25 protein-coding genes are annotated in these 25,465 nt (G+C 41.7%); 7 read left to right on the forward strand and 18 right to left on the reverse strand.

Annotated features, from left to right (window positions below):
• Positions 1 to 6: 6 nt before the first annotated feature.
• The 9 genes from PY04_RS02095 to PY04_RS02135 all read right to left on the reverse strand — a co-directional run bounded on the left by PY04_RS02095 (position 7) and on the right by PY04_RS02135 (position 5,059).
• Positions 7 to 1,272: an SLC13 family permease gene (locus PY04_RS02095; protein WP_048055904.1), complete on the reverse strand. Its 1,266-nt coding sequence runs from the start codon at positions 1,270 to 1,272 to the stop codon at positions 7 to 9.
• A 12-nt stretch (positions 1,273 to 1,284) separates the two neighbouring features.
• Positions 1,285 to 1,848, reverse strand: a complete 564-nt coding sequence (locus PY04_RS02100; RefSeq protein WP_237710132.1) for a universal stress protein — start codon at positions 1,846 to 1,848, stop codon at positions 1,285 to 1,287.
• The gene (locus tag PY04_RS02105; RefSeq protein WP_014733531.1) at positions 1,845 to 1,997 is read right to left on the reverse strand and encodes a 30S ribosomal protein S27ae; all 153 of its coding nucleotides are present in this window, start codon (positions 1,995 to 1,997) and stop codon (positions 1,845 to 1,847) included. Before PY04_RS02105 ends, PY04_RS02100 begins: the two co-directional genes overlap by 4 nt.
• 1 nt (position 1,998) lies before the next feature.
• Entirely contained in the window at positions 1,999 to 2,301 is a 303-nt protein-coding gene (locus PY04_RS02110; protein ID WP_014733532.1) for a 30S ribosomal protein S24e, read from the reverse strand.
• Positions 2,291 to 2,821 (reverse strand): GTP-dependent dephospho-CoA kinase, encoded by a 531-nt coding sequence (locus PY04_RS02115; RefSeq protein WP_014733533.1) that lies wholly within the window; start codon positions 2,819 to 2,821, stop codon positions 2,291 to 2,293. The genes PY04_RS02110 and PY04_RS02115 overlap by 11 nt, the downstream gene beginning before the upstream one ends.
• Positions 2,821 to 3,006, reverse strand: a complete 186-nt coding sequence (gene spt4 / locus PY04_RS02120; protein ID WP_014733534.1) for a transcription elongation factor subunit Spt4 — start codon at positions 3,004 to 3,006, stop codon at positions 2,821 to 2,823. The genes PY04_RS02115 and spt4 overlap by 1 nt, the downstream gene beginning before the upstream one ends.
• On the reverse strand, positions 3,003 to 3,569 hold the full coding sequence (locus PY04_RS02125) for a DNA-directed RNA polymerase (RefSeq protein ID WP_014733535.1): 567 nt from the start codon (positions 3,567 to 3,569) through the stop codon (positions 3,003 to 3,005). Before PY04_RS02125 ends, spt4 begins: the two co-directional genes overlap by 4 nt.
• A 41-nt stretch (positions 3,570 to 3,610) precedes the next feature.
• The gene (locus tag PY04_RS02130; RefSeq protein WP_014733536.1) at positions 3,611 to 4,147 is read right to left on the reverse strand and encodes an inorganic diphosphatase; all 537 of its coding nucleotides are present in this window, start codon (positions 4,145 to 4,147) and stop codon (positions 3,611 to 3,613) included.
• Positions 4,148 to 4,213: 66 nt separating this feature from the next.
• Complete coding sequence (locus tag PY04_RS02135) at positions 4,214 to 5,059, reverse strand: deoxyribonuclease IV (protein WP_014733537.1); 846 nt, start codon at positions 5,057 to 5,059, stop codon at positions 4,214 to 4,216.
• Positions 5,060 to 5,156: 97 nt separating this feature from the next.
• Between PY04_RS02135 and PY04_RS02140 the strand changes: the two genes are divergently transcribed.
• On the forward strand, positions 5,157 to 5,462 hold the full coding sequence (locus PY04_RS02140) for an MTH1187 family thiamine-binding protein (protein ID WP_014733538.1): 306 nt from the start codon (positions 5,157 to 5,159) through the stop codon (positions 5,460 to 5,462).
• 10 nt (positions 5,463 to 5,472) lie between these two features.
• Entirely contained in the window at positions 5,473 to 6,582 is a 1,110-nt protein-coding gene (locus PY04_RS02145) for a DUF373 family protein (protein ID WP_014733539.1), read from the forward strand.
• Here PY04_RS02145 and PY04_RS02150 read toward each other — a convergent pair.
• Both PY04_RS02150 and PY04_RS02155 read right to left on the reverse strand, forming a co-directional pair.
• Complete coding sequence (locus PY04_RS02150) at positions 6,579 to 9,290, reverse strand: COG1361 S-layer family protein (RefSeq protein WP_014733540.1); 2,712 nt, start codon at positions 9,288 to 9,290, stop codon at positions 6,579 to 6,581. The genes PY04_RS02145 and PY04_RS02150 overlap by 4 nt on opposite strands.
• Positions 9,287 to 11,524 (reverse strand): hydrophobe/amphiphile efflux-3 (HAE3) family transporter, encoded by a 2,238-nt coding sequence (locus PY04_RS02155; protein WP_014733541.1) that lies wholly within the window; start codon positions 11,522 to 11,524, stop codon positions 9,287 to 9,289. The genes PY04_RS02150 and PY04_RS02155 overlap by 4 nt, the downstream gene beginning before the upstream one ends.
• Before the next feature lie 76 nt (positions 11,525 to 11,600).
• Here PY04_RS02155 and PY04_RS02160 point away from each other — a divergent pair, with 76 nt between their 5' ends.
• Entirely contained in the window at positions 11,601 to 12,116 is a 516-nt protein-coding gene (locus PY04_RS02160; RefSeq protein ID WP_014733542.1) for a GbsR/MarR family transcriptional regulator, read from the forward strand.
• Between the two features lie 70 nt (positions 12,117 to 12,186).
• On the opposite strand, the gene hisS is transcribed toward PY04_RS02160, so the two are convergent.
• Positions 12,187 to 13,482, reverse strand: coding sequence for a histidine--tRNA ligase (gene hisS, locus PY04_RS02165; RefSeq protein WP_014733543.1), 1,296 nt, complete (start codon positions 13,480 to 13,482; stop codon positions 12,187 to 12,189).
• A 110-nt stretch (positions 13,483 to 13,592) separates the two neighbouring features.
• Between hisS and PY04_RS02170 the strand changes: the two genes are divergently transcribed.
• Positions 13,593 to 14,780, forward strand: a complete 1,188-nt coding sequence (locus PY04_RS02170; RefSeq protein WP_014733544.1) for a glycine C-acetyltransferase — start codon at positions 13,593 to 13,595, stop codon at positions 14,778 to 14,780.
• On the opposite strand, the gene PY04_RS02175 is transcribed toward PY04_RS02170, so the two are convergent.
• The 3 genes from PY04_RS02175 to rimI all read right to left on the reverse strand — a co-directional run bounded on the left by PY04_RS02175 (position 14,781) and on the right by rimI (position 16,647).
• The gene (locus PY04_RS02175) at positions 14,781 to 15,548 is read right to left on the reverse strand and encodes a hypothetical protein (protein WP_048055905.1); all 768 of its coding nucleotides are present in this window, start codon (positions 15,546 to 15,548) and stop codon (positions 14,781 to 14,783) included.
• 71 nt (positions 15,549 to 15,619) lie between these two features.
• Positions 15,620 to 16,132 carry a tRNA-intron lyase gene (endA, locus tag PY04_RS02180; RefSeq protein WP_014733546.1) on the reverse strand — a complete coding sequence of 171 codons (513 nt, stop codon included), beginning with the start codon at positions 16,130 to 16,132 and terminating at the stop codon, positions 15,620 to 15,622.
• The gene (rimI, locus tag PY04_RS02185; RefSeq protein ID WP_014733547.1) at positions 16,129 to 16,647 is read right to left on the reverse strand and encodes a ribosomal protein S18-alanine N-acetyltransferase; all 519 of its coding nucleotides are present in this window, start codon (positions 16,645 to 16,647) and stop codon (positions 16,129 to 16,131) included. The genes endA and rimI overlap by 4 nt, the downstream gene beginning before the upstream one ends.
• A 116-nt stretch (positions 16,648 to 16,763) precedes the next feature.
• Here rimI and PY04_RS02190 point away from each other — a divergent pair, with 116 nt between their 5' ends.
• The gene (locus tag PY04_RS02190; protein WP_014733548.1) at positions 16,764 to 17,513 is read left to right on the forward strand and encodes a class I SAM-dependent methyltransferase; all 750 of its coding nucleotides are present in this window, start codon (positions 16,764 to 16,766) and stop codon (positions 17,511 to 17,513) included.
• A 69-nt stretch (positions 17,514 to 17,582) separates the two neighbouring features.
• On the forward strand, positions 17,583 to 20,312 hold the full coding sequence (gene alaS, locus PY04_RS02195) for an alanine--tRNA ligase (protein WP_014733549.1): 2,730 nt from the start codon (positions 17,583 to 17,585) through the stop codon (positions 20,310 to 20,312).
• Here alaS and PY04_RS02200 read toward each other — a convergent pair.
• Positions 20,309 to 20,764, reverse strand: a complete 456-nt coding sequence (locus tag PY04_RS02200; protein WP_014733550.1) for a hypothetical protein — start codon at positions 20,762 to 20,764, stop codon at positions 20,309 to 20,311. The two genes, alaS and PY04_RS02200, sit on opposite strands and share 4 nt — an antisense overlap.
• A 112-nt stretch (positions 20,765 to 20,876) precedes the next feature.
• On the opposite strand from PY04_RS02200, the gene PY04_RS02205 reads away from it, so the two are divergent.
• Positions 20,877 to 22,808: an alpha-amylase/4-alpha-glucanotransferase domain-containing protein gene (locus PY04_RS02205; protein ID WP_014733551.1), complete on the forward strand. Its 1,932-nt coding sequence runs from the start codon at positions 20,877 to 20,879 to the stop codon at positions 22,806 to 22,808.
• Here PY04_RS02205 and PY04_RS02210 read toward each other — a convergent pair.
• Together PY04_RS02210 and PY04_RS02215 are read right to left on the reverse strand one after the other, a co-directional pair.
• Positions 22,797 to 25,115, reverse strand: a complete 2,319-nt coding sequence (locus tag PY04_RS02210) for a 6-pyruvoyl-tetrahydropterin synthase-related protein (protein ID WP_148265997.1) — start codon at positions 25,113 to 25,115, stop codon at positions 22,797 to 22,799. The two genes, PY04_RS02205 and PY04_RS02210, sit on opposite strands and share 12 nt — an antisense overlap.
• The gene (locus PY04_RS02215; RefSeq protein ID WP_048055907.1) at positions 25,028 to 25,456 is read right to left on the reverse strand and encodes a hypothetical protein; all 429 of its coding nucleotides are present in this window, start codon (positions 25,454 to 25,456) and stop codon (positions 25,028 to 25,030) included. Before PY04_RS02215 ends, PY04_RS02210 begins: the two co-directional genes overlap by 88 nt.
• Positions 25,457 to 25,465: the final 9 nt, after the last annotated feature.

Raw genomic sequence — 25,465 nt, forward strand, 5'->3', positions numbered from 1 at the left:
AGCTCCTCACCCATATCTTAGGATCAAAATTAATGAACCTACACCAACTGTTAGCATCATAACTATAAACCCGACTTTTAGGAAGTCCTTAAATGTTATTCTTATTCCCTCCCTGTATGCAATTCCAAGGACAACTATGTTGGCACTTGCACCTATCGCGGTTCCATTGCCCCCTAGGCATGCTCCCAAGCTTAATGCCCACCACAAGGGGTAGGTGTTTAATGTCGACCCCATGCTTTTTATCAGGGGGATCATGGTCGCTGTGAATGGAATGTTGTCTATTACTGCACTCAATAGTGCTGATAACCAGGAAATCAAGAGGATTGCCTCGGTTTCATTGTGTATTTGCCTAACTATCCACTCTCCAACTTGAGCAATAAAGCCCGTCTCTTCCAAGGAACCGACTATTATGAACAGGCCCCCAAAGAAGAATAGGGTCGCCCACTCGACTTTTTCTAAAGCCTTTTCTGGGGAGTATCCGCTCCATAGGAGGAGAAGTGATGCTCCTGCTAGTGCAATTACCGCAGGTTCGACACCCAGGGTATCGTGGAGGAAGAAGGAGAGCATGACGAGGGATATGACGATTATTGATCTCCTAAACAGCTTCTTATCCCTTATTGCATCTTCTTCTCTAAGGTTCATTATTGCCAGACTTACGGTTTCCCTTGCTTTTTTCAGTTGTTTTCTATATAAAACGTAGACTAGACCTATCATGAGAATTAGATCAACGAAGGCTATGGGGGTCATATTTTTTATGAACTCATTGAAGCTCAACTTTGCTGCTGATCCTATCATTATGTTTGGTGGATCACCTATTAGGGTCGCCGTTCCACCGATGTTCGAGGCAAAGATTTCTGCTAGGAGATAGGGAACGGGATTAACTTTCATCTGCCTGGTTATGTAGAGTAGCATTGGAGTTAGAAGAAGAACCGTTGTGACGTTGTCAAGAAATGCACTTACGAGGGCTGTGACAATGGAAAAGAAGAGAAGAACTTTCATGGGATCTCCTTTAGATAGCTTCGCTGTTTTTATTGCTATATACTCAAAAAGTCCGCTCTCTCTGCTAACGTTTACAACAACCATCATCCCAGCGAGGAGCAAGATCGTGTTAAGGTCTAGGTAATGAGAAACCTTTTCCCACGGAACTATTCCGAGGAGTAGGACTATCGAAGCCCCAAACATGGCTGCTACTGTTCTGTGAATTTTTTCGCTTATTATTGCTGCATATACAGCTATGAATACGCTGAGTGCAATGATTTCTGAGATTTCCATAAGTTGGACCCCCTAGTATAGCAAGACTGGAATTTTAACATTCTGGAGCACTCTAAGTACTATTGGACTAACAGGATGCGTCTTTGTTGTTTCAGCACCATAATGTTTTGATATTATTATTAAATCAAAATTATCTGCAATATTCTCAACTATTTCAGCTTTATTTCCAGTTTTCAGCTTTAGCTCGATGGAAAATTCCATATTGAGAGAAGATATAAGATTCTTAGCTTCAGCTAGAGCTTTTTCTCCTTTTTCGAGTTCTTTTTTTCTGAACAGTTCTGCTTCTTCTTCTCCAATCGTCTCTCTAATAAGCCTGCATACTTCGCCATCTATTACATACAAGATTAGTATATGGGAACCTGGATATGCGGAGACATAATCAAGAACAGTTTCGGTAGGTTTTTCTGAATATCTATCAAGGGGGAGTATTATTTCTTCAATTTTGGGTATCGTAAACTCTTCTTCCGTAAGAAGGAATTCCTTATATGCCCTAACAATTTCTTCATATCTCGGGGCTATGTTTCGGAACTTTCTCAGAATAATGTTTGAAAAGAGGCCCAATGGGGCCACCTTCACTTCTTCCACTCTGTATAGCCACACTTACCACAAGCCCACCTATCTCCATGGTCGGCCATGAATACTCCCGGCCCGCATCTTGGACAGAACTTGTTCTTTCTTATAACCTTGCCATCCTTAACGATGTAGAGCTTCCACTTCTGACCCATTTCACTCACCCTCCTCCTTCTTTTCTATTATTCCATCTCTAATCAAGATGTACTCTGGCTCGATGTAGAGCATTCTCTCTTTATCATAATAGTACTTTGCGTATCCCTTTGAAATGTAGCTTCCGAAGTAGCTCCTTATATACTGAATAACTGTAGTTTCTGGGTTTAAGTCGAGCATTGCAACGAGCTTGCCCTTGACGTCCTTTCTACTTGGCGTTGGTTCTCCTGGGTGGTATATCTCAAAGTATATCTCCTTCCTTCCTATTAGCTTGTTCTCCTTAACCTCCGTTATTCTAATCTCCATTCCTCACCACCTCCATCTTTCTCATTATCTCAGCGCACCTGCGTTTGCATTCATGAGTTACCTTTATAAGCACTATGCCTTCCCGGGGCTGGCCATAAATAACATATGAATTGTAGGGGGCATAGAGGACAGCTGGAATTGTTGCCAAATCTTCCTCTCCATTTATAATTATGTGAACATTTTTACCTCGATTAACTAATAGATAGGCCTTTTTTATTGCCTTAAGGAGGGAGAGTGTTATCATTCCAGGGGGATTTTTAACGGTTAACATTATTGCATTTGTCTTAATATCTGGGCGGTACTCCCTTCTCTCAGTTTTGTGATCGTAAATTGCTAAATTTGGAGTTAAACCAACTTTCAAAATATTTTCAGTAACAACATCACCAACAGTTATTAGGGGATTTGAAACTTTGTCCCTAATTTCTAAATACGGTCTTGGTATCTCTCCCCTTATCAGTTTACCCATTGGCTTCTTCAGCTCATGCCTTAAGGAGAGTGGAAGTTTGAAAATGACTCTCATCAGCGCACCCTTATCGCATATTTTCCTGGAACTTTTGCTCCAATCCTCTTTGCTATCTCGCTGTTCTCAACGTCAATAATTATAACTAAATCAAACCACTCCTCACTTAGATCTCTACTTCCACAAACCGGGCACACGTCTTCTGTCGTTATATAATGACAGTTCCTACAGGCTTTTTCACTCACTTCTTACCCTCCTTCTCCTTTCTCTTTTCTTTCTCTATCCATTCAAACTTTCCAAGGCCAGGTTGTCTCATTGTTAATCCTATCCTATTCTCCCTAATAATCCTGCTTTTCGGACTAATTGCGATGATTCTGGCCCTTACTGGATCACCAAGTTTGAGAAGGTACTTCTTCTCTTTGCCGACAAACTGTTTGTTCCTTTCGTCATAAACTACGTAGTCATCCATAAGCTGGCTGATGTGTACTAGGCCATCCATTGGGCCTATCCTGATGAAAGCTCCAAAGGGAACAACGTCAACGACAGTTCCTTCAACGACTTCGTGGAGCTTTGGTTCCCATACCAAAACATCAAATACTACTTCATGGTACGTTGCCCCATCTCCTGGGACTATTATTCCGTCTCCGACTTCCTTAACTTCGACTATTGATAATATTACACCTTCATCTCTATCATAAGTTCCTTCATAAGCCTCCCTGAGCACTATCATCGCGGCCTCTTTAGGATCCATTGTGAACATTCTAGGAGGAATCCTAACAACGTCCTTTACCGTGACTATTTTATACATAACTTCCTCCTCCTCGAGAAAAAAGTTTTAGATAAAGAAACTCACTCCTTCTTTCCGAATTTCTCCTTATACATCTCAATGGCCCTAAGAATTTCTCTCTTTGCTGCCTCTGCTCCTTCCCATCCCTCAACGATGATCTCCTTACCTTGAAGCTCCTTGTATCTCTTGAAGAAGTGTGCTATCTCATCTAGGAAGGCCTTTGGAACATCGTCTATGTCTTTCCAATCCTTGAAGTATGGATCCTCTACTGGGACTGCAAGAACTTTGTAATCCTTGTCTCCGCTGTCAATCATCTTGAAGAGGCCTATAGGTCTTGCCTCTATTATGGTTAGTGGATAAGTTGGTTCTCTCATTATTACCATTATGTCAAATGGGTCGTCATCGTCATACCATGTTCTTGGGATTATTCCGTAGTCTACTGGGTAGAAGAAGGGGCTGTAGAGAACTCTATCGAGCTTTAGGAGCCCGGTCTTCTTATCGAGCTCATATTTGTTTCTGCTGCCTTTTGGTATCTCTATTAGGGCATAAACTACCTCTGGAACGTTGGGTCCGGGTTCAAGGTCATGGAATGGGTTCATTCACACTCCCCCCTGCTTGGATTTTCTCCAACAGAAATATCGTGGGGTGGTGGATAGTTAATGCTTTTAAATTTTTAGCTCTTCCCACTTTTTCTTCATTAAAATTGCATCTCCCTCTATGTTTGGGCTTTCACTTATAACAACCCCTTTAACTCCAAATTCTTTTAAGATTTTCAATAAATCCTCCCATTTAAGATCGCTCTCTTGAAGGTTAAGATGTCTTTTCTCACCTTTGTCTGAATACTCTATCCCGCTTATGTGAATGTGCATATTCTTAAGTGCTTCCTTACCTAGCTCGTTCTCTATTAAGGTCAGCATTTCCCTCCATTCTTCTTCTGAATTGCATTTCCCCTTATTCCTAGCATGCGCATGTGCAAAGTCTATTGCTGGAAGAACCATGTCGAGTTCCTGGCTTAATGAGATGAGCTCCCTCAGATCCCCAAACTGAGTAGGTTTTCCGGTAAGTTCTGGCCTGATCCAGACTTTTATTCCCCTACTCTTTAGTTCCTCAACTATATCTTCCAAGGCGGATTTTATAGTTTGATATACTTTCTCGGGAGGTTGTTTTAGGTAGTAACCAGCGTGAAAAACTAGACTCCATCCTCCGGCCTCGTAAAGTCTTTCTGCACTCTGAATTATCCTCCTTTTGCTTGCCTCAATCTTTTCTCTCTCCCTGGCATTTAGATTTATATAATAAGGGGCATGAGCTGTTAGTACCACGTCATTCTTTTTTGCAACGTGCTTTATTTTCTTCGCAAGTTCGGGCTTCACGTTAATTCCTCTCACGAATTCTAGCTCCATAGCATCCAATCCTAACTCTCTCACTCTCTCAATACCGTTTATCGTGGAGGGTTTTGGGGTTGAAAGAGGAATCCCAGCCGTGCCGAATCTCAGCCTGTCAATTTTGAACATTTCACCACCTCTGTCGAAATTAGGGCTGTCTAAAATTTAAAGATGTTGGAGCACAATTTTTAAATCAACTCGTGGTAAAGTCTTTTGGGATGAAAAAATGGGTGTAATAATAGAGTTTTCCCTGATTCCCTTGGGAGAAGTGAGCGTTAGTAAGTACATAGCTAGGGCAATAAAGTTACTAGAAGAAAAAGGCGTCAAATATCAGTTAACTCCGATGGGAACAATAATCGAGGTTGATAATCTAAAAGAGGGACTAGAAGTAATTAGAGAGGCCCATGAATTAATGTTCGAGCTGGGAATTAAGAGGGTTGTCACGTATATAAAGATCGACGAAAGGAGGGACAAAGAGAGGCACATGGAAGACAAAGTTAAATCTGTGATGGAGAAGCTTTCCTCACAATAAGGTGTGAGAGATGAAAGTTCTTGTGCTGGCAATTGATAGAGACGATGACTTTGGTGTCAAGGCTGGGGTTAAAGGGCCTGTTATTGGGAGAGATAAATGTTTGGATGCCGCTATAAAGCTTAGTTTGGCTGATCCAGAAGATAGCGACGCAAATACGCTCTATGCGGCGATAAAACTTTACGATGAACTAAAGGAAAGTGGTGAGTTTGAGGACGTTGAGGTTGCCCTGATAACAGGGCATCATAACGTTGGAGTAAAGAGTGATATGGAACTCAGCAGACAGCTTGAAGAAGTCCTTAAACAGTTCCCCGCTGATGGTGTAATCCCCGTAACTGATGGTGCTGAGGACGAGCAGATATTTCCAATAATAACCTCAAAAGTTCCGATAATCAGCACTCGGAGAGTAGTTGTTAAGCAAAGCCCAGGGATAGAAACTACGTGGTACATCATTGTGAGGTACATGAAGGAGCTTCTAAACGATCCTGAAGTGTCTAAAGTTGTTTTAGGTATACCGGGATTGATAGTTCTCCTGTATGGCATCGCTAAGCTGGTCTCCATCAAGTATCCTCCAAGTGCTCAGATAGTTTCCTCAACGGTAAGTGGGATTGTTATGCTGATAGTTGGCGGTTACTTCTTCATAAAGGGGGTTAAGATAAGACCGTTAGAGCTGATAAGCAGGGGATTCATCACCTTTATTGGCCTTATCACGGGACTAATAGTTATCCTTGGAGGTGCAATTAACGTCTACTTAACTCTTGAAAGTATCTCTCAGGAGATGATAGGTGGCATTCCAAGCAGTGACCTCATAGCGGTGTTGATATACCTGAATGCTGTTAATCCTTATGCCATCTTAGGAATTGCAATAATACTTCTCAGCAAGACGATTCAGGAATACCTGCGTCGTAATACGCATATCTGGTATTATATTACCGGAATTATAATGCTCCCAGCGTTCTGGAAAGTTATAGACATGATAACAAAGTACTCAAATCCATTAATAAAAAAGACTCCAGGAGATATATTTCTGGGGATTTTCATAGTGGCTATAGATCTCGCAATTAGCGTTCTGGTCGGTATAAAGTTAAGGGAAAAAGTAAAAAGCTGGGAAGAAAAAGACTAGCTTCTCCTCCTAAAGTATATTAGTAGGGTTATTAATATCGCTAAAACTCCAGCTCCAATAGCCATCTTCTTCAGCTTCTCTTTTTCTTCAACGTTTTCATACACTGGGATCTTTATTGTATGCTCAAAGATATACACGTTATCATCTCCTTTATCCCTGTCCCCGACTGCCCTGATCCTTATCAGGATGTTGTAGGTCTTCGGAATGGCGTCTTTGTCTACTGTTAGTGTTATAACACCTTGGCCAGTTTGGTTCGGCTCAAGTGTTCCAACATAGTCAGTCCTCTTAACGACTGTGAAGGGTTGGGACGATCTAACAACTCCTTCAACCACAGCACTCTCGGCTTTTTCTCCACCAATGTTTTTGAGCGTTATATAAATGTCGACGTCTTTTCCTTGAAGGGGCTTGGGCTTGTATGTAACATTGACAACAATTATATTTGGTTTTTCTGCAATTATTATAGGAATGTCGAGTTTTATTTTCTTGAATCTTCCACTTGGATCCTTATATGTTACCTCTATTGGGATATTGTATCTTCCTGGTTTTGCATTCTTATCTACATCAACCTTAAATGAGGCCTGGGCAGAGTCTCCCTGTCTCAGAGTTCCAATATTTATTATTTGATCACTAGTTTCACTCAACTTTAGTGGGTAGCTCGGGAGTGGTTTGAGCAAGATGTATCTTGCTTCACCACTCCCAACATTTTCAACGGAAAACGATACCTCGACGTTTGATGTGCCTGGGAGAATTCTTGAGGGGGATGTAGAAACTTTGCTTATAACAAGCATCTCCGTTCCAGTAACCTCTATTCCGACTATTCTCTCATCTGAAAATGCTTCATCATTGGGGGAGGACAGGTAAGTGAGCTGTATCTTAAGAGGGTAAACATTATTTTCCAGCCTGTTGTTTGCCTTAAGTTGGAATGTTATCTTGATTGTTTGATTTGGAAGTATTATCCCATCGTACCTAACGTTGTCCTCCCCTATTGGTAGGAAAGAAAGTGCTCTTTCTACGGCCAGCCCCTGCATGAGCTGATTTATTGCTAGTTGCAAGTTCTCAGATAATTTCTCGCTTTGAGGAAGTGGGAGTGTAGCGAGCTGTGACAGGTCGACTTTTTTAATTTCTCTCTGGATTAGAACTTCCGTTGGAATTATTTTTACTTGAAGGCCCTTTGCATATCCTTCACCAACATTCTTCAGGACTAGGGTCATGTTGAATGAACTTCCGGGTTCTATTTTCTCTGGCTTTAGAGTTACGTTCTCTATTTCTATGAATGCTGCCCTTCTCCTAATCACAGTTGTTGAAAATGTAAACTCTTGCGTTACCTGTTGGAGACTATTTCCAGAGTAATAAGTTAACCTAAGCTTAAACACATAAGTTCCGGTTTTTGCACTCTCATCCACGTGAAGGAGGAAGGTTCTCGTTATGTTCATACCCGGTTCAACAAACTTAACGTAAAAGGAACTTGGGGACTTAGGGGAAAACGGTCTCCCCTTTATATCTTCAAGTATGATCTGTCCTCTTATGTCCTTAGCCGTGTCTATACCGCTATTAACGAGGGTAACTGTGACGGTGAAATCTTCTCCAGGATGAACTATTTTTGGAATTTCCTGTTTTGAGATAGTGAATGTTGCTTCGTAATCCCTGGATATTGTCACTACACTAGAATCGTAGAGGACTCTTTGATTGAGATTTTCTCCAGTAGTGTATGCAAAGTATATTACTGTCAAGTACAGCGGATAATCTCCTGGCCTAGCGTTCTCGTTGGCCTTATAAAGGAATGTTATAACTTTATCTTCTCCCGGCTCTATAAAGTCAACGTACTTCATTGTCGTTGAGACAGGGTATAGGCTACTTTGGGCGATTCCAGTTTGAGAGAGTGTCTGAGGTATTATCGAGGCGGCACTTTCTTCTTTGCTTGTGGTTTCTGGAATTACCGGGGTTGGGGAGAGTATCACCGTGACGAATCTAACTTTTCTCGACCCTATATTCTTCAAGTGAACCTTCACCTCAAAAATTTGGCCGGGCCTTACAGGGCCGTCAACATCAATTTTTGAAAGTAGTAAACCCTGAACCATTGAGACTCTCCATGTAATTGGTCCACTTATGCTGATCTTCGCTCCATTGGGATAGACAAATAAAGGAGTTATGTACAATGTTTCCCCTTTATACTTAATTTTTACAGTTTCATTTACGCCTACTGGCTGTGCATTTGGTACATAGTAGGGTTTTGCTATGTCTTCAAGCTTAATTCCAAGTTCTGGATGCTCTTCTATTGTCTTTACAATAGCATTCCAAACCTCCATTTGGGATGCAGTTGAAAGCCACCTGAGGAACTCAGCGTATTGGGCTGGATCATCCGGATTATATCCGAGAGTTTCTGCCATCGCCCTTAGGAATGTTTGATTTGAGAGTAGCTCTCTAACTTTTTCCTCGTCTGGAACATAGATTAACGTGAGGTTTGGGCCTATGGGATTTAGCTTTTCATCTAAGACGATAAATAGAACCTTCCACTCCCCGTCGTTTATGTCGTAAACGACATCCTTAATAATCAGAGTTAGTGGGCCTATTAGGAGATAGTCCCCTTTGTTAAGGTATCCCTCGTATAGTAACTCCGGTCCTTCTCCCTGACCTTGAGCGGTCACGAATGAAGCTAGAGGAGCTAGGATAACTGTCAAGATAATAAATGTGATAATTAGCCTTTTCATTTCCTCACCCCCTTAATCTTTCTTCCAAATTCAAGCTGGAGGATTGCAGGGGTTACGAGATAAGCGGAAAACATTGAGGCGAATATTCCGACAGCAAGAACTCTTCCAAAGTCATGAATTGCTGTAAGCTGGGCTGTTAAAAGAGCTAAAAATCCTCCCGCTGTCGTTAGTGCTCCGACAAGTATTCCTGGTCCTACACTTCCCATCGCTGCAATTATTGGCGTTTTGTTTCCCTCTCTTAGCTCTTCTAAGAATCTGTGTGTTATGTGCATCCCATAGTCAACACCTAGACCCACTATCATGGAAACTACTCCGGCTAGCGTTTGGGAAAATGGAATTCCAGCTAAGCCCATGTAGCCGATTGTCCACAGAGCACCGAGAAACATAGGCATTATCATTGCAATTGATACAGTTGGCCTTCTGAATATGAGGAATACAACGAGAACTACTATCATCGTTCCTATTGTTGATATTTTTCCCAGTTCCTCATTAACGAGATTGTTTAGAACGTAATTAAGGTAGGCATCTCCAGCTAGTTCTACCTTAGTGCCAGGGGGAAAACTAGCCATTTTTATCTCTTCTTCAAAATATTCCATGATTTTGTTGAACTCGCTCTGTGTTACCCCCATAAAATTACCTTTGAACTTTATTATCGTCATTGAGTAATCACTAGAAATAAGAGAAGAATCCTTGAGCGCCTCTGCTATCTTCTCTTTATCCTGGGGTATGTAGCCGTATTTCTTTAGAACTTCATCGGCAATGCTTTCGGCTTCAAAGACATTGTTTATATAAGAATCAGCCTTTACTTCCCGTTCAAACCTAAGAATTGACCTAACAAGCGTGGGATCCCTTACGTCCTCGGCCTTTATAAGAACGTACACCTCATCCTGCCCTCCAAATTCTGATCTTATATCCATGAGTGCCTTTATTTCGGGAAGATCCATAGGTATCATTTTCTCAAGCCTGACTTCTGTTGTAACCTTTGTAAGTCCATAAAAAGAGATTCCTGAGATTATTAGGGCTATTAGAAGTGCTATCCAGGGTAACTTTTTAATCCAGGCTCCCCATATTCTAAACAGCCCTGATATCTTACTTTCACCTCCACCAATTGAAATTATTTCACTTTTCTTCAAGACAATTCTCCTGAAGTCTTCTTCGAGTATCGCAAGTGCGGGGGTTACTATCACAGCATTCAGTGCCGTTAGTCCGAGCCCCATAACTAGGGTTACACTTAGCCTCTTTAGGGATGGTAGTATCGAGATTGACAACGCTAGGAATCCTGCAATAGTTGTTAGTGCTGCTCCCAAGAGGGCTTTTCCTGTCTCTGCGATAGCCTCTTCTGCTGCTATCTCCGGTGGCCTGCCCTTGGACCTCTCTTCATAGTATCTATTCGTGACGTGAACTCCATAGTCTATTCCCATTCCTATGATCATTGCTCCAATAGTGCTCGTGGCTATATCTAATGGAATTCCGAGTAGTCCCATAAACCCTAAAGTCATGACTACGCCAAATATGAGCGGGATTAGAGGAACTAGCATCCTAATTGGAGACTTGTAGAAGTAAAGGAGAATCAAAATTACTATCACTCCGGCGACCATCATCGTTCTGTTCATATCGTTTTGTAACATTTCTAGAATCCTGTACGTTATTCCCAGGTCTCCAGTCAAGACTGCTTCAACGCCCTCGGGAAAGTCAGCTCTTTTTATGTCACTCTCTATATCTCTGTATACTCTGACGAGAGCTTTCTGGTTTCTTTCCCTGTTTAGATTGACTATTATTATCGTCGATGAATAGTCTCTGCTTATGAGACCATTCCTTGCCTCTGGAGGAAGGAAATTTAGGACAAATTCAACTTCTTCTTTGTTCTTTGGTGGCCTTCCGAGAATTTGAACACACAGGTCTGCAATGCTAAAAGTACTCGTCACGTATTCTCTTTGCTTCAGTCTCTGTTCAAGGTTGTACATTGCCTGTATTACCCTAGGATCCCTTATGTCGGAAACCTCTTCGGTTGATTTTATCTTTACGTATATGAGAGCTGAACCTCCTGCTCCAAATTCGTTCTGCAGTGTGAAATAGCTTTTAACAGCTTCTAAATCGCTTGGTAGCTGCTTTGATAGATCACTTTCAAATCTAAGCTGAGTTAACCCATAAGCTGAGAGTATCAGGAGGAATAGGGTGATTACAGCCAGTGAGTGCCTATACACTACTATTACCTTAGCCACTTTCCTTAGCATTGGTACTCACCGAACTTTCGGAAATTTCCGAAAGTTTTATAATTTCCAAAATTTAAAAACATTATGGTGGTCATTTATGGGCATTGAAGAGGCAAAGAAGATAATAATGGAGACATTTGCAAACACGGCGAGGAGATTGGGTCAGAGCGAGCTCATAGGTTACATTTATGGTGCCTTGTTTTTAGCTAAAGAACCCTTAAGCTTGAGTGAAATCTCTTCAATAACGGGTTATTCTCTCTCACACGTTAGTTCTGCCATGAAAGTTCTGGAGGGAGTTGGGCTTGTTCAGAGGATTAAGAAGCCGGGTGATAGGAAAGCCTACTTCATTGCAACGAAAAACTTCGGAGAGTGGAGAAGCTCTGCGTTCTATGAAAATATACTGAGAGATATAGAGGAGACTAGAGAAAACCTTCTCAAAGCTCTGAAAGAAGTTGAGAACGATGATAGTGAGGAAGCAAAAGAAATCAGGGAAAAGATACAGATGGCGTTGAAGAGGAATGAAATAGCAAAAAAGCTATTGTCAATAGTGATGAAGTTCAAATCAGAAGAAGAGCTCCTTGAAACTCTCGAAAAGTGTTTAGAAAAAAATTAAGGTCAGCCAGGAATCCGGTCATCCCCTTTCAGTATCGGATGGCGCTCATCATTCCATTAAAAATATGGTGTTAGGACTTTAAAAGGTTTTTAATTTCCTCACTCACTTTCTCTAAGCTGATTTCCTTTTGTTCACCGCTTTCCATGTCTCTGACCGTGACAACGCCCTTCTCGAGATCCTTTTTTCCAACTATTATTGTAAGTCTTACCCCAATTCTGTTTGCATAGTCCAATGCTTTTCTCAACTTTCTTCCCATTAGCTCTACTTCTGTCTTTATGCCACTCTTTCTGAGGGAAGCTGCTATCATTATTGCCTCTTTGTTTACTCCCCCTACGGGAACAACGTAAACATCTGGACTCAGTCTAGGTTGCGGTATTAACCCCTTCCACTCGAGAATTGGGATTAGCCTTTCAATTCCAATTGCAAAACCTGTGGCGGGGGTTGGTTTTCCTCCAAAGACCTCTATAAGATTGTCATACCTTCCTCCTCCCCCTATGGAGCCTATCCCCAGTTCATTGGGAGCAATTGCTTCAAAGACTATACTGGTGTAGTAGTCAAAGCCCCTCGCTATACCAAGATCTATTCTGATCCATTTAGACACTCCATAGGCATCAAGCAGGTCTATAAGGGAATATAGTTTTTTGATTTCTTTCTTAGCTTCTTCACTTGTAAATAGCTCTTCAGCTTTTGGTAGAACTTCACTGGCCTTGCCCTTTATTTCTATAAGGCTTAGAACTTTCTCGATTTTTGCTTCATCAAGGCCAAACTTTTTGAGCTCTTCTACGAACTCTTCCCTCGTCAGCTTGTCTTTCTTATCTATTATTCTCATTAATCCTATATCGTCTTTAACTCCAAGCATCTTGGCGAATTCGTCTAAAAGTATCCTATCTCCTATGTTGACTGTGAAATCTCTAAGCCCAGTAGAGAGATAGCTTTCAACGAATAAGCTTATCACCTCTGCATCTGCCTCTATTTTTTCACTCCCTATCAGTTCTACTCCCGCCTGCCAGAACTCTCTGTACCTTCCGCTCTGGGGCTCTTCATATCGGAACATGTTTGCTATGTAGTACCATTTTATTGGCTTTGGGGCGTTCTGAAATGAGTTAACATATAATCTCGCAACGCTTGAGGTCATGTCCGGTCTTAGAGAAACGTCTCTTCCTCCTTTATCCTTAAATGCGTAAAGTTGCTTAACTACTTCCTCACCACTTCTAAGCTCGAAAAGCTTTGTGTATTCCATCACTGGAGTTAGAATTTCTTTAAAATTGTACCTCTCAAAAACCTGCCTTATTCTCTCAAATACCCATCTTCTCTTTACCATATCTTCGGGTAGGAAGTCTCGAGTTCCCTTAACCCTCTCTATCATCTTAATCTCCCGTTGCCCTTACCCAAATCTAAATAAAAATCTTCTGAATATTGTAATATGTCCGAAAACTTTTATATGCATGAAATATAAAATATTGGCTGGTGGTTCTTATGGGAAAGCTTGACTGGATAAAAGAGGAACTTGAAGAACTTAAGAAGAAAGGCCTTTATGTGACTATTAGAGTCGTACAGAGCGCTCAGGGGCCATGGATAATTGTCAACGGGAAGAAAGTTTTGAACATGTGTTCAAACAATTATCTCGGCTTAGCCGCACATCCAAAGATTAAGGAGGCAGCAATAAGGGCCATTCTGGATTATGGAGTAGGTGCTGGGGCTGTTAGAACGATAGCTGGAACAATGGATCTCCACGTTGAACTCGAGGAGAAGCTTGCGAAGTTCAAGAAGAGAGAAGCCGCGATACTCTTCCAAAGCGGTTACAATGCTAATCTTGGAGCAATAAGTGCCCTCCTAAGGAAAGGTGAGGATGGTGTATTCCTTAGTGAGGAGTTGAATCACGCAAGCATAATTGATGGAATGAGGCTTAGTGGAGCACCAAAGGTAATCTACAAGCACCTTGACATGGATGATCTGAAGAAGAAGTTAGAAGAAAACAAGGACAAAAAGAAGAAGATAATAGTTACCGATGGTGTCTTTTCAATGGATGGTGACCTTGCTCCACTCCCAGAAATAGTTGAGCTTGCCGAGCAGTATGATGCAATAGTTTATGTTGATGACGCACATGGGGAAGGAGTACTGGGGGATCATGGAAGGGGAATAGTTGACCACTTCAACCTCCACGACAAAGTTGACTTCGAAATGGGAACCCTCAGTAAGGCCTTTGGAGTAATAGGAGGGTATGTTGCCGGCCCCGAAGAAGCCATTGAGTACTTAAAGCAGAGGGCTAGGCCGTTCCTGTTCTCAAGTGCAATGAACCCACCAGACGTTGCTGCCGCGATAGCCGCTGTTGAAATCCTCCAGAAAAGTGATGATCTCGTTAAGAAGCTTTGGGACAACACTCACTACTTACAGAAAGGATTACGTGATCTTGGCTATGATCTTGGAAACACCAAGCATCCAATAACTCCTGTTATGCTTTATGATGAGAAGCTTGCCCAGGAGTTCTCAAGGAGACTGTTTGAAGAGTACAACATATTCGCACAGGCAATTGTGTATCCAACGGTTCCACTTGGCACGGCAAGAATAAGGCTCGAACCCTCTGCCGCACACACAAAGGAAGATCTTAAGCTTGTTATAGATGCCTTTGAGGATCTTGGAAAGAAGACCGGATTTTTGAAGTGACTATCCTTCTTTCTTACAAATTATTCTTTTAAACATCATCTCAGGTATTGAAAGTGCATATTCCTTTCCATTAACCTCAAGAACTACCTTAGGCTTAAACACCAATCCAGATACCTCCTTTTCTATTAGGACATATATTACAAGTATCCTCTTGCTTTTTGGAGGCATTGTTTTTGGAAGATCTCTTGGTTCTGCAGGAACACTAAAAATACTTTCATTCCAAAATCCAAAAGCAAGTATCTTTACGCCTTTTATTGGAAAAACAACATCTTTAATTTTGATTGTTTTGTTGGTTGGATTGATAATTTCGGCTGTGTATGGAATTAGGTATGGTTCATCAACATAGAGGGTTATTGATGTTGTTACGTTGTTTGTGAAAATAACTGGATAGCTACTTCCAAATTCAACTTTAATGTCGACTTTTGTTGAAGCTTTCGATGCATTTGAGACTGCAAGGATATTCCCTTGTACCTCTCCGGTGGGCTTTATTATTATACTCTTCTCCAATTCGCCAGCTTTTATATCCATGTCTGTAGGCTTTGCTATTTCTTTGATGTTTTGAAATTTTATTTCAACACTCTCTTCATTCTCTAAGCACCAGTGAACTTCTAGCCTTAGGAACTCCTCCGTGGTCAAGTACGCATACCCGATTATCTGATGTGGTTGAAGTCGATGGTTCTCCTCTTCAGTTAAGTAGGGTTGGAGGGTATGAATGAAGATAAGACCCAGGATAATAAGGAGTGATACCATGAACACCTTTAACTTCAAGGATCTTCCCTCCTTTGCGGGGTGGAAGCCTTGCCCTTTAGGGCGGGGAGGAGGTCAGCCTTTAGGAGAGATTAAAACTTCGTCCATTCAATTTTGTAATATACTATATCATTGTCCTCATCAACGATTGCCATTATCATGCTCTTCCTAACTCCGTGAGCAACTCTTGCCCTTGCCGTAATGTCGTTTGGTGAAAGTTTTTGGTTTTCCCTGAGAACCCAAATTAACCAGTCTGAATGCTCAGCTCCTTTTCTATAAACCCTAAAATGCGATCCAAACTTAAGGCCAGATTTGACAATATATCCCCTATCCCTAAGATCCTTGTAGACGAGAAACTTGATATCAAAGTCTTCATCCCTTTTCTTTCCTAGGGAAAACACTTCATCAAAGGTGAGTTCTCTTCCATTGTCTAAAACTTTAATCCATCCCCTTTCTATAAGGTATGCTGCCTCAATTAGGGATAGAAATAGCCTTTTTCCTTTTACCTCTCCATAACCTCTGTTGTTATGAAGCTGATTTATGGCCTTCTCTCTCTCGCTGTAAACTCTGTCTCCACTTAAGTAGAATTCTATGACCTTCTTCATGCAAGTTTCACCCTCTCCCAATCCTCTGGCCTTAATATCATATAATATGCATCTTCTCCGTCGGAATAGTAGCTTATTATCCTTTTGACTATTTTAAAGCCAAGCTTTTTGTAGAGGTTTATTGCTCTCTCATTACTTACTCTAACTTCAAGCCCTATCCACCTTGCTCCCTTCTTGAACAGCTTATTTATAACGGCAACCATTAGGGCCTTTCCTATTCCATTCCCTCTATAATCTGGATGAACTGCTATGCTCATTATATGACCTTCCATATCCGGCTTTAAATAGCCCATAACGTAACCTATAACCTGGCCGTTATACTCAGCTACAAGAAAAGTTTCAGGGTTTGATTCGAGGAATGTGAGGAACAGTCCTCTTGGGTATTTCTCCCTGAATGATAGATGTTCTATTCTCATGATGTATGCTATGTCAAATAACTTAGCTGGTCGTATAGTAACAAGAGCTATTGGGATTTTTCTTTTGGGTCTTGATTCTGGGGAGGCAACGTCTTCCATGTTTAAAGTTTAGTTTGGGAGACTTTTAAGTTCATCTCTTATACATCTTCTGATCCTTAATACTCACAAATATTAAAATATGAGAGCAAAAGCATAAATTTTGGCGGTGGTTGGGAATGCATGAGTTGTATACAGTCCTCGCCAGATATTATGATTCAATATATCGGAGAAGGATTGAGGAGATAAGGTTGGAGATTGACTTTCTGGAGGAGATATTTAAGAACGATGCCGAACGAGAAGTTAGGAGAGTTCTTGATCTGGCATGTGGGACAGGTATTCCGAGTCTAGAGCTAGCGAGGAGGGGATATGAGGTTGTTGGGGTTGATCTGCATGAGGAAATGCTTAAGATAGCTAGGGAAAAAGCAAAGTCATTGGGACTCAACATAAGGTTTATCAGGGAAGATGCTCTTAAGATTAGCTTTTCAGAAGAGTTTGATGCCGTGACAATGCTATTTTCAAGCATAGCATACTTCGATGAGGACAGTCTTGTTGAGTTGCTCCGCAGGGTTTACAAGGCCCTAAGAGAGGGAGGTGTATTTGTGGCAGATTTTGGTATGTGGTTCTCTGTTAAATCTAACCATCCTGTAATCTGGAGTGAGTTTCATGGAGAAGAAAAACTTATACTCATTGATTGGAGGGAAGTTTTCCCTGGAATCCAAAAGATGAGGTTTAGGAGAGTTGTTCAGATTATAAAACCTGATGGAACAACTAAATCATTTCTTGTGGATGATGAGCTTAATCTTTACACTCCTAGGGAGATGAGCCTTATAGGGAAGACGATTTTTAAAAAGGTTAGTATATATTCGGATTATCAAAGAAAGCTGTCCGAGAGACCCAGGAGGATATGGGCAGTTTTCATTAAATGATTTGTTGAACTTTACTTAAACGAAATACTTTTCAGAGCTAACTTTCTTTAAATCTCTTAGGTGGGAAGGATGATAAAAACAAGAATGTTTGAGGAGGAAGGCTGGATTAGGAAGACTTGCAAAGTTTGCGGTAAACCCTTCTGGACGCTGGATCCAGACAGGGAGACGTGTGGCGATCCTCCATGTGACGAGTACCAGTTCATAGGGAAGCCAGGAATTCCAAAGAAGTATACATTGGATGAAATGAGAGAGAAGTTCCTGAGCTTCTTTGAAAAGAAGGGGCATGGAAGAGTGAAAAGATATCCAGTACTTCCAAGGTGGAGGGATGATGTCCTTCTTGTTGGAGCTTCAATAATGGATTTTCAGCCTTGGGTCATAAGTGGGGAAGCTGACCCACCCGCTAACCCATTGACAATAAGTCAGCCTTCAATAAGATTTACCGACATAGATAACGTTGGAATAACAGGGAGGCACTTTACGATATTTGAAATGATGGCTCACCATGCATTCAACTATCCTGGGAAGCCAATATACTGGATAGATGAAACTGTGGAGCTAGCATTTGAATTCTTCACCAAGGAACTGAAGATGAAACCTGAGGACATCACGTTTAAAGAGAATCCATGGGCGGGTGGAGGAAACGCTGGACCAGCTTTTGAAGTTCTTTACAGGGGGCTTGAGGTTGCTACCCTAGTGTTTATGCAGTACAAAAAAGCTCCAGAAAACGCTCCCGAGGATCAGGTGGTTATAATAAAGGGAGAGAAGTACGTTCCAATGGAAACCAAAGTTGTCGATACTGGATATGGACTAGAAAGGCTCGTTTGGATGAGCCAGGGAACTCCAACAGCTTACGATGCCGTTCTTGGCTATGTTGTAGAACCTCTGAAGAAGATGGCAGGAGTTGAAAAAATAGATGAGCGCATTTTGATGGAGAACTCTAGACTTGCAGGAATGTTTGACATTGAAGACATGGGAGATCTAAGGTATCTCAGAGAACAAGTAGCCAAGAGGGTCGGAATAAGCGTTGACGAGCTGGAGAGACTTATAAGGCCGTATGAGCTAATATACGCCATAGCTGATCACACAAAGGCCCTAACATTCATGTTGGCCGATGGCGTCATCCCCTCCAATGTTAAGGCTGGGTATCTTGCCAGGCTACTCATAAGAAAGAGCATAAGGCATCTGAGAGAGCTTGGGCTTGAAGTTCCATTGTCGGAGATCGTTGCAATGCACATAAAGGAGCTACACAAGACCTTCCCAGAGTTCAAGGAGATGGAGGATATAATCCTTGAAATAATAGACATTGAGGAGAAAAAGTATGCTGAAACACTCAGGAGAGGTTCGGATCTTGTTAGAAGAGAGGTTGCAAAGCTGAAGAAGAGAGGGATTAATGAAATTCCTCTTGAGAAGCTGATAACGTTCTACGAAAGCCATGGCCTGACTCCGGAAATAGTCAAAGAAATAGCTGAGAAAGAAGGGGTGAATGTGAAGATTCCAGACAACTTCTACAGTCTGGTGGCAAAAGAAGCTGAAAAGCAAATAAAGGAGGAAGAGAAAGAAATCATAGACTTTGAGCTTGTAAAAGACCTTCCAGATACGAGAACACTGTATTATGAGGATCCCTTCATGAAGGAGTTTGAGGCTAAGGTTCTTAGGGTAGTAGATGACTGGGTAATCTTAGATGCGACTGCGTTCTATCCAGAGGGCGGTGGACAGCCGTATGATACTGGGGTTCTTGAGGTTAATGGAGAAGCAGTTAAGGTCGTTAATGTTCAGAAAGTCGGAAAGGTAATTCTTCACAAAGTCGAGAGGCCAGAGAAGTTCAAGGAGGGAATTAAAGTCAGGGGTAAAATTGACTGGGCCAGGAGAATACAACACATGAGGCATCACACTGGAACGCACGTTCTAATGGGAGCGTTGGTCAGGGTTCTTGGAAAGCACGTGTGGCAGGCAGGTTCACAGCTGAGCACTGACTGGGCGAGGCTGGATATAAGCCACTACAAGAGAATAACGGAAGAAGAGCTGAAGAAGATTGAGGAGCTTGCAAACAGGATCGTCATGGAGAACAGGAAGGTTACTTGGGAATGGCTTCCAAGAACCCAAGCTGAGCAGAAGTATGGATTCAGGCTTTATCAGGGTGGCGTCGTTCCTGGAAGGGAGATAAGGGTTGTGAAGATAGAGGACTGGGACGTTCAGGCCTGTGGTGGAACTCACCTGCCATATACTGGCCTTGTAGGTCCAATAAAGATCCTAAGAACTGAGAGAATTCAAGATGGCGTGGAGAGAATAATATTCGCTTGTGGAGAAGCTGCCGTAAAGGAATGGCAGAGGGAGAGAGATCTCCTTAAGAAGACCAGTCAGATACTTAGAGTTCCACCAGAAAAAGTGCCGGAAACTGCGGAGAGATTCTTCAATGAGTGGAAAGAGGCAAGAAAAGAAGTAGAAAAGCTCAGAAAGGAGCTAGCTAAATTACTAGTCTATGAGCTTGAGGGGAAGGTTGAAAGAGTTGGAGATGTTGAGTTCATAGGGGCTATTGTCGATGGAACAATGGATGATCTGAGAGAAGCTGCCAACAAGCTCAGAAAAGAGAACAGAGTTGTTGTCCTCATAGGTAACCAAGGTCACTTTGTGGTAGCTGTGGGAGATGGTGTCAATCTGAACGCTGGAGAACTTGCAAAGGTTATTACAAGTGTCGCTGGAGGGGGAGGAGGAGGTAAAAAGGAACTAGCCCAGGGAAGGGTAAAAGACATCGGAAAAGCAGAGAATGCTATAAAAGAGATAAGAAAAAGGCTTCTTTAGCTTTCTTCTTTTCTTGGTATTAGCTTTACTTTATACTCTGCATGCCATATTGGCAATTTTGTTGTTTTTATAGTTATGAAATAATCTCCTTCTCCCCTGTAGAGCTTTTCTACATCATCTCTGGGGAGAGTGAATTTCACTATCACTTCAGTATCTTTGGTTATCTCTGTTTTGAATTTCGTCGTTCCCTTGAACTCCTCTCCGTTAATTTTTATCAAGTATTCTGTACCCTCAGGGAATATTATCTCAAATGTAAATCCTGATATTTTCGGTTTTATTGTTAAGGTAAACAATCCCCAGCCGTCATTTTCCACGAAAGTTACTGTCTGATTATTCAGATAGAAGACCTCAGCTGAAGCTTCAACATTTGCTGGAGGTATTTGGGCGGTTTTTAGTGCGTACACTAAAAAAACTAGGAATATCACTAGTATTGCTACGAGCTTCTTGTCCATCTTACACCCCAAATAGACTTTATGCACTTCGCTTTTAAAAGGATAGTCATATTTTGTGGGCAACAAATAGTTTATAAAGGTTCACCACTCATAGTGACTATAGGTGGTAGGGATGGTGAACTTCATATTTGGGATTCACAATCATCAACCTCTTGGAAACTTTGGATGGGTGTTTGAGGAGGCTTATGAAAAGGCATATTGGCCTTTCCTCGAAACACTTGAGAACTATCCAAACATGAAAGTTGCGATTCATATAAGTGGCCCTCTAATAGAGTGGATACAAGAAAACAGGCCGGAATATTTTGATCTACTAAAGAGTCTTGTAAGGAAGGGACAGGTAGAACTTGTTGTCGCCGGTTTTTATGAGCCTGTTCTCGCAGCTATACCGAAGGAAGACCGACTTGAACAGATAAAGCTCATGAAGGAATGGGCAAGGGGGCTAGGATTTGAGGCTAGGGGAGTCTGGCTCACTGAAAGGGTTTGGCAACCAGAGCTAGTCAAAACCCTAAAAGAAAGCGGAATAGAGTACGTGGTGGTTGATGATTACCACTTCATGAGTGCTGGGTTAAGTAAGGAAGACCTATTCTGGCCATACTATACTGAGGATGGAGGAGAAACTATCGTTGTTTTTCCAATCGATGAAAAGCTCAGATATCTAATCCCCTTTAGGCCCGTTGAACAGGTTTTGGATTACCTTCACTCTCTCGATGACGGAGATGAGAGTAAAGTTGCGGTTTTTCATGACGATGGAGAAAAATTTGGAATATGGCCCGGTACTTACGAATGGGTTTACGAGAAGGGTTGGCTCAAGGAATTCTTTGACAAAATCTCAAGTGATGAAAAGATAAATCTCCTTTTGTACACCGAATATTTGGAAAGATTTCGACCTAGGGGCTTAGTTTACCTCCCAATAGCCTCTTATTTTGAGATGAGCGAATGGTCACTCCCAGCTAAACAAGCCCAACTGTTCGTTGAATTCGTGAATGACCTTAGGGTTAGGGGAGTTTTTGAAAAGTACAGGGTTTTCGTTAGAGGAGGAATATGGAAGAACTTCTTTTACAAGTATCCGGAAAGCAACTATATGCACAAGAGAATGTTGATGGTAAGCAAGCTTATCAGGCATCTCCCAGAGGCTAGAAAGTATCTCTTTAGGGCACAATGCAACGATGCATATTGGCATGGTCTATTCGGTGGAATATATCTCCCCCACCTTAGAAGGGCCGTTTGGAGTAATCTCATAAAGGCCAATACATATGCCAAAGTTGGAACCCTGATAAGAGATGTAGACTTTGATGGGCATGAGGAGGTATTCTTGGAAAGTGAAGGCTTTTACGCTGTGTTTAAACCGAGCTATGGAGGATCTCTGGTTGAGTTCTCTTCCAAGAGAAGGTTTGTGAATTACGTTGATGTCCTCCCCAGAAGGTGGGAGCACTACCATGGTTCGCTTGACTCAGCTTATGATGGAGGGGGTGTGGCTAGTATACATGAGCTTGAAAAGAAGCTTCCAGAACATCTCAGAGGAGAGGTCGCGTACGATAAGTTCAGGAGGTTTATGCTTCAAGATCATGTTCTTCCATTGGATATAAATTTTGACGACTTTAGAATGGCAAGATTTACTGAACTTGAGAACTTTCTTGAGGGTAAGTATGACTTTGAGATCTTTGAGAATGGCATAAACCTTTGGAAGGAAGGAGAAAATGTCAAAGTGGAGAAGAGCTTTAGGTTCCTTGAGAACGGTTTCGTCGTTGATTACTCGGTAGAGGGAAGAGAAGTCGTATTTGGCATTGAGCTTAATGTTGCTGTTCAGAGCCTCATGGAGAAACCTGAGGTCATGAAGACAAGGGAACTTCTCGTAGATGACAAGTATGCCATTGGGAAGTTCAAGCTTGAATTTGATAGAGAGGTTGAGCTGTGGAAGTTTCCAGTAAAAACACTGAGTCAAAGTGAGAGCGGTTGGGATCTAATTCAGCAAGGGGTAAGCTATACAATAATTTTAAGGCCAAGTGAGGAAGAAAAAATAAGGATAAAGTTTTTAGAGGTTTGATCCTCGGATAGGGAGGCCCTCATCACCGTTCAGTGCCCGAAAGACACCCTCATCGGATTTAAGATAAACCTTTACTTTCTTCCTTCTAGTAGTCGTGAGGTATAATATTCCCATAACCCAAGCCACCAGGGAGTAGTACCTAAGCTTTATAAATGGATCTTTGAATACCGCAGAGAACATATGCGTTCCCGCAGGCATTTCAACAACAATTAGCCCGGTTCTGTTGTCTCTGAACTTTGGGATCTCTTTTCCATCAATGTAGATGTGCCAATAGGGGTAGTAGGCTACTGAAACTAGGAGAGGAGTTCTTTTGGAGCAGTTTATCTCTGCCTTAACTATCAAATCTGTCATTGAAAAATTACTGTACGTGCATTTCGCTATATCCTCTTCTGCTTTTGAGGACAGTATCATCTCCAACTCTTCTGAAGAGTTCCAATAAAGTGCATGGAAGAGCAGATTACCGCCGAAAAAGTACAGAGTTCCGTTTCCTATCTTCCTCTCTCCTATTAGTATACCTTTTGAAGTATTAATTATTGGGGTCAGGTTGCCCTCGGCAAGGGGGCCGTACCATGCTTTTCCATAATAGTTAAACGGCATTAGTCCTGGAACCTGGGGAATTTTCCTCATCTTCAGCGTTATATTGAACGCTTTACCTCCTGTATCGGGCACCCACACAACTCTCACACCCTTTTTTAAAAGCTCTATGAGGACACTCTCCTCTTCCTTAGTGGGAATTGATGTGTACACAACAACATCCGGGTGAATATCAGCCGGAATCCTTTTGAAATACACGTACGCTTTTGTTGGGATATCATAGAATTTCCCCGCCATAACCATATTTATAGGACTAAAAAACGATGAATTGAGGATAAATATTTCAAAATCTCCAATTTTCATGTCGGGTTTTCTGTTTGGCCTATATACTTTTTCAGTAGAGACGGCTATATAGAATTTTACTGCATATGCCTTTAAATAAACTGTTGGGTCTCCTTTAAGTCCCAGGTATAACATCCTATTGTAACCGTCTTCGGCGGGATTTCCTTCATGATACCAGCCATTTAGGGAGTTCTTCTTTGCTAATATCGCTATAAATGGGAACTGAGAGGCTCCAGACTTGCCGTTAATGAAGAACCTCCAGTCCTCACCCGGTTGTCCATGGAGGTATGTTGCAAGTTCCATGTAGTCCTTATTGAGGGGAGGTACTGCTGGATAGTGGGGCACTGTAACCAGGAGCACCGCTATGAATGTGGTGATGGCTAGTGCCTCTCTAACTTCAAGAATTGCGAGTGGTAGTAGAATTATTAAAAGATCAAGCCATCTATAGGGGGGAATTAATGAAAAAGGCTTATGTGCATAGAGAAAGGAGGTTGGAGAGTAGTACCCGAGGGACAGGTAGAGGGACAGTAGTCCTACTGTTGCGAATCTAACCATCTTCCCTCTCTTCATGAACGACAGGAGTACAAAAAATCCCACAATTAATAAGGAAAATGGAAAATTCAGCATCATGCTCGGATGTATGGAATTTAACTTGAAGAGAAATGTTTTTGAGATCTCCCAGAAATGTGAATACTCTCTGTCAGCAAGGAATGGGATATAAAAGAATGCAGTTAAAGGAAAAACTGTCCCAAGAGTTCTAATCCAGCTACTGGGTTTTATAATATCCGGGAAATATAGTATGAACAGTAAAATGGTCAGGGGTATTAGGATGGAGTGGTGGGAGAGTAAAACTAAGCTAATCAGAATTGAACCTTCAATTATGTTTCTCCATGAACCATTTGCAATCTTTAGTGCTCCTATTATTGTTAGCGGGGATAGAGCTAATGCAAATGTTCTTGGAAAATTTCCTTCCACAATGTTTGAGATTGAAAACGCTACGAGTGTTATGAAAGTTAGGGAAGATAGAAGAGCCCGTGTAGTCTTTTTTCCTAGTGAATAAATCCCCATCCCACCGAGAAAGCTCGCAAATATCAGGGCAGCTCCGTATCCTTTAATGGGCGATCCAAAAAGCCTTCCAAAGAATGCTCCAACCAAATAGGAGAGTGGCGGATAAAATCTCAAGAACGGATAACCTTCGTACCATTCCTTTATCCATGGGGGCCATCCGCTTTCCATAAGTTTTGCTATCTTGAACAGGTGCCCATTTCCATCCGTGGGTAGGGCTGGCGGATAGGGTGCTCTGAGGTAGTATGCATAAACCATTATTGAATATGCAAGAATCACTACCGTTGCGATAGCATTTCTGTAAGTTCCTTTATTCCATTTATTGTGCCTGAAAAGTAGCAGCCATCCTCTCCTTTTCCTATCCACAGTTCTTCACCAGCCTCTATAAACCTTATTCGAAGTTCTGGCCGTTTTCTGAGCTCTAAACCGCTCTCAGTTTTTGTTTCTAGCTCATGTGAAAATCCAACTATTATTGCATTTTTTAGATATCTTTCGAGTCCACATAATTTTTTTAATGTTTCTAAAAACTTTTCATCATTTGCAAATATAACTATCTCTCCCGTAGAAAATTCGTAGATTATTTTGAAGAAATCGCTAACAACGACATATCTCTCCCTTCCGAGATTCTCCTTAACCTCATATTCATTTGTGAGTTCTCTTATCAAGACCATATGATGGGAGGCTCCGGTTATCTTTATTATTGCCATACATACCTT

Origin of the sequence: Pyrococcus sp. ST04 (genome assembly GCF_000263735.1) — an archaeon.
In the GTDB taxonomy this organism is placed as follows: domain Archaea; phylum Methanobacteriota_B; class Thermococci; order Thermococcales; family Thermococcaceae; genus Pyrococcus.

What these genes read in the sequence shown, in the direction of transcription:
- PY04_RS02170 (WP_014733544.1), top strand. Translation starts at nt 13,593, where the DNA reads ATGGGAAAGCTTGACTGGATAAAAGAGGAACTTGAAGAACTTAAGAAG.
- PY04_RS02155 (WP_014733541.1), bottom strand. Translation starts at nt 11,524, where the DNA reads ATGCTAAGGAAAGTGGCTAAGGTAATAGTAGTGTATAGGCACTCACTG.
- endA (WP_014733546.1), bottom strand. Translation starts at nt 16,132, where the DNA reads ATGAAGAAGGTCATAGAATTCTACTTAAGTGGAGACAGAGTTTACAGC.
- PY04_RS02095 (WP_048055904.1), bottom strand. Translation starts at nt 1,272, where the DNA reads ATGGAAATCTCAGAAATCATTGCACTCAGCGTATTCATAGCTGTATAT.
- PY04_RS02190 (WP_014733548.1), top strand. Translation starts at nt 16,764, where the DNA reads ATGCATGAGTTGTATACAGTCCTCGCCAGATATTATGATTCAATATAT.
- PY04_RS02105 (WP_014733531.1), bottom strand. Translation starts at nt 1,997, where the DNA reads ATGGGTCAGAAGTGGAAGCTCTACATCGTTAAGGATGGCAAGGTTATA.
- PY04_RS02215 (WP_048055907.1), bottom strand. Translation starts at nt 25,456, where the DNA reads ATGGCAATAATAAAGATAACCGGAGCCTCCCATCATATGGTCTTGATA.
- rimI (WP_014733547.1), bottom strand. Translation starts at nt 16,647, where the DNA reads ATGGAAGACGTTGCCTCCCCAGAATCAAGACCCAAAAGAAAAATCCCA.
- PY04_RS02145 (WP_014733539.1), top strand. Translation starts at nt 5,473, where the DNA reads ATGAAAGTTCTTGTGCTGGCAATTGATAGAGACGATGACTTTGGTGTC.
- PY04_RS02160 (WP_014733542.1), top strand. Translation starts at nt 11,601, where the DNA reads ATGGGCATTGAAGAGGCAAAGAAGATAATAATGGAGACATTTGCAAAC.
- PY04_RS02140 (WP_014733538.1), top strand. Translation starts at nt 5,157, where the DNA reads ATGGGTGTAATAATAGAGTTTTCCCTGATTCCCTTGGGAGAAGTGAGC.
- PY04_RS02150 (WP_014733540.1), bottom strand. Translation starts at nt 9,290, where the DNA reads ATGAAAAGGCTAATTATCACATTTATTATCTTGACAGTTATCCTAGCT.
- PY04_RS02110 (WP_014733532.1), bottom strand. Translation starts at nt 2,301, where the DNA reads ATGGAGATTAGAATAACGGAGGTTAAGGAGAACAAGCTAATAGGAAGG.
- PY04_RS02115 (WP_014733533.1), bottom strand. Translation starts at nt 2,821, where the DNA reads ATGAGAGTCATTTTCAAACTTCCACTCTCCTTAAGGCATGAGCTGAAG.
- PY04_RS02200 (WP_014733550.1), bottom strand. Translation starts at nt 20,764, where the DNA reads ATGGACAAGAAGCTCGTAGCAATACTAGTGATATTCCTAGTTTTTTTA.
- PY04_RS02130 (WP_014733536.1), bottom strand. Translation starts at nt 4,147, where the DNA reads ATGAACCCATTCCATGACCTTGAACCCGGACCCAACGTTCCAGAGGTA.
- PY04_RS02135 (WP_014733537.1), bottom strand. Translation starts at nt 5,059, where the DNA reads ATGTTCAAAATTGACAGGCTGAGATTCGGCACGGCTGGGATTCCTCTT.
- PY04_RS02205 (WP_014733551.1), top strand. Translation starts at nt 20,877, where the DNA reads ATGGTGAACTTCATATTTGGGATTCACAATCATCAACCTCTTGGAAAC.
- PY04_RS02125 (WP_014733535.1), bottom strand. Translation starts at nt 3,569, where the DNA reads ATGTATAAAATAGTCACGGTAAAGGACGTTGTTAGGATTCCTCCTAGA.
- alaS (WP_014733549.1), top strand. Translation starts at nt 17,583, where the DNA reads ATGATAAAAACAAGAATGTTTGAGGAGGAAGGCTGGATTAGGAAGACT.
- hisS (WP_014733543.1), bottom strand. Translation starts at nt 13,482, where the DNA reads ATGATAGAGAGGGTTAAGGGAACTCGAGACTTCCTACCCGAAGATATG.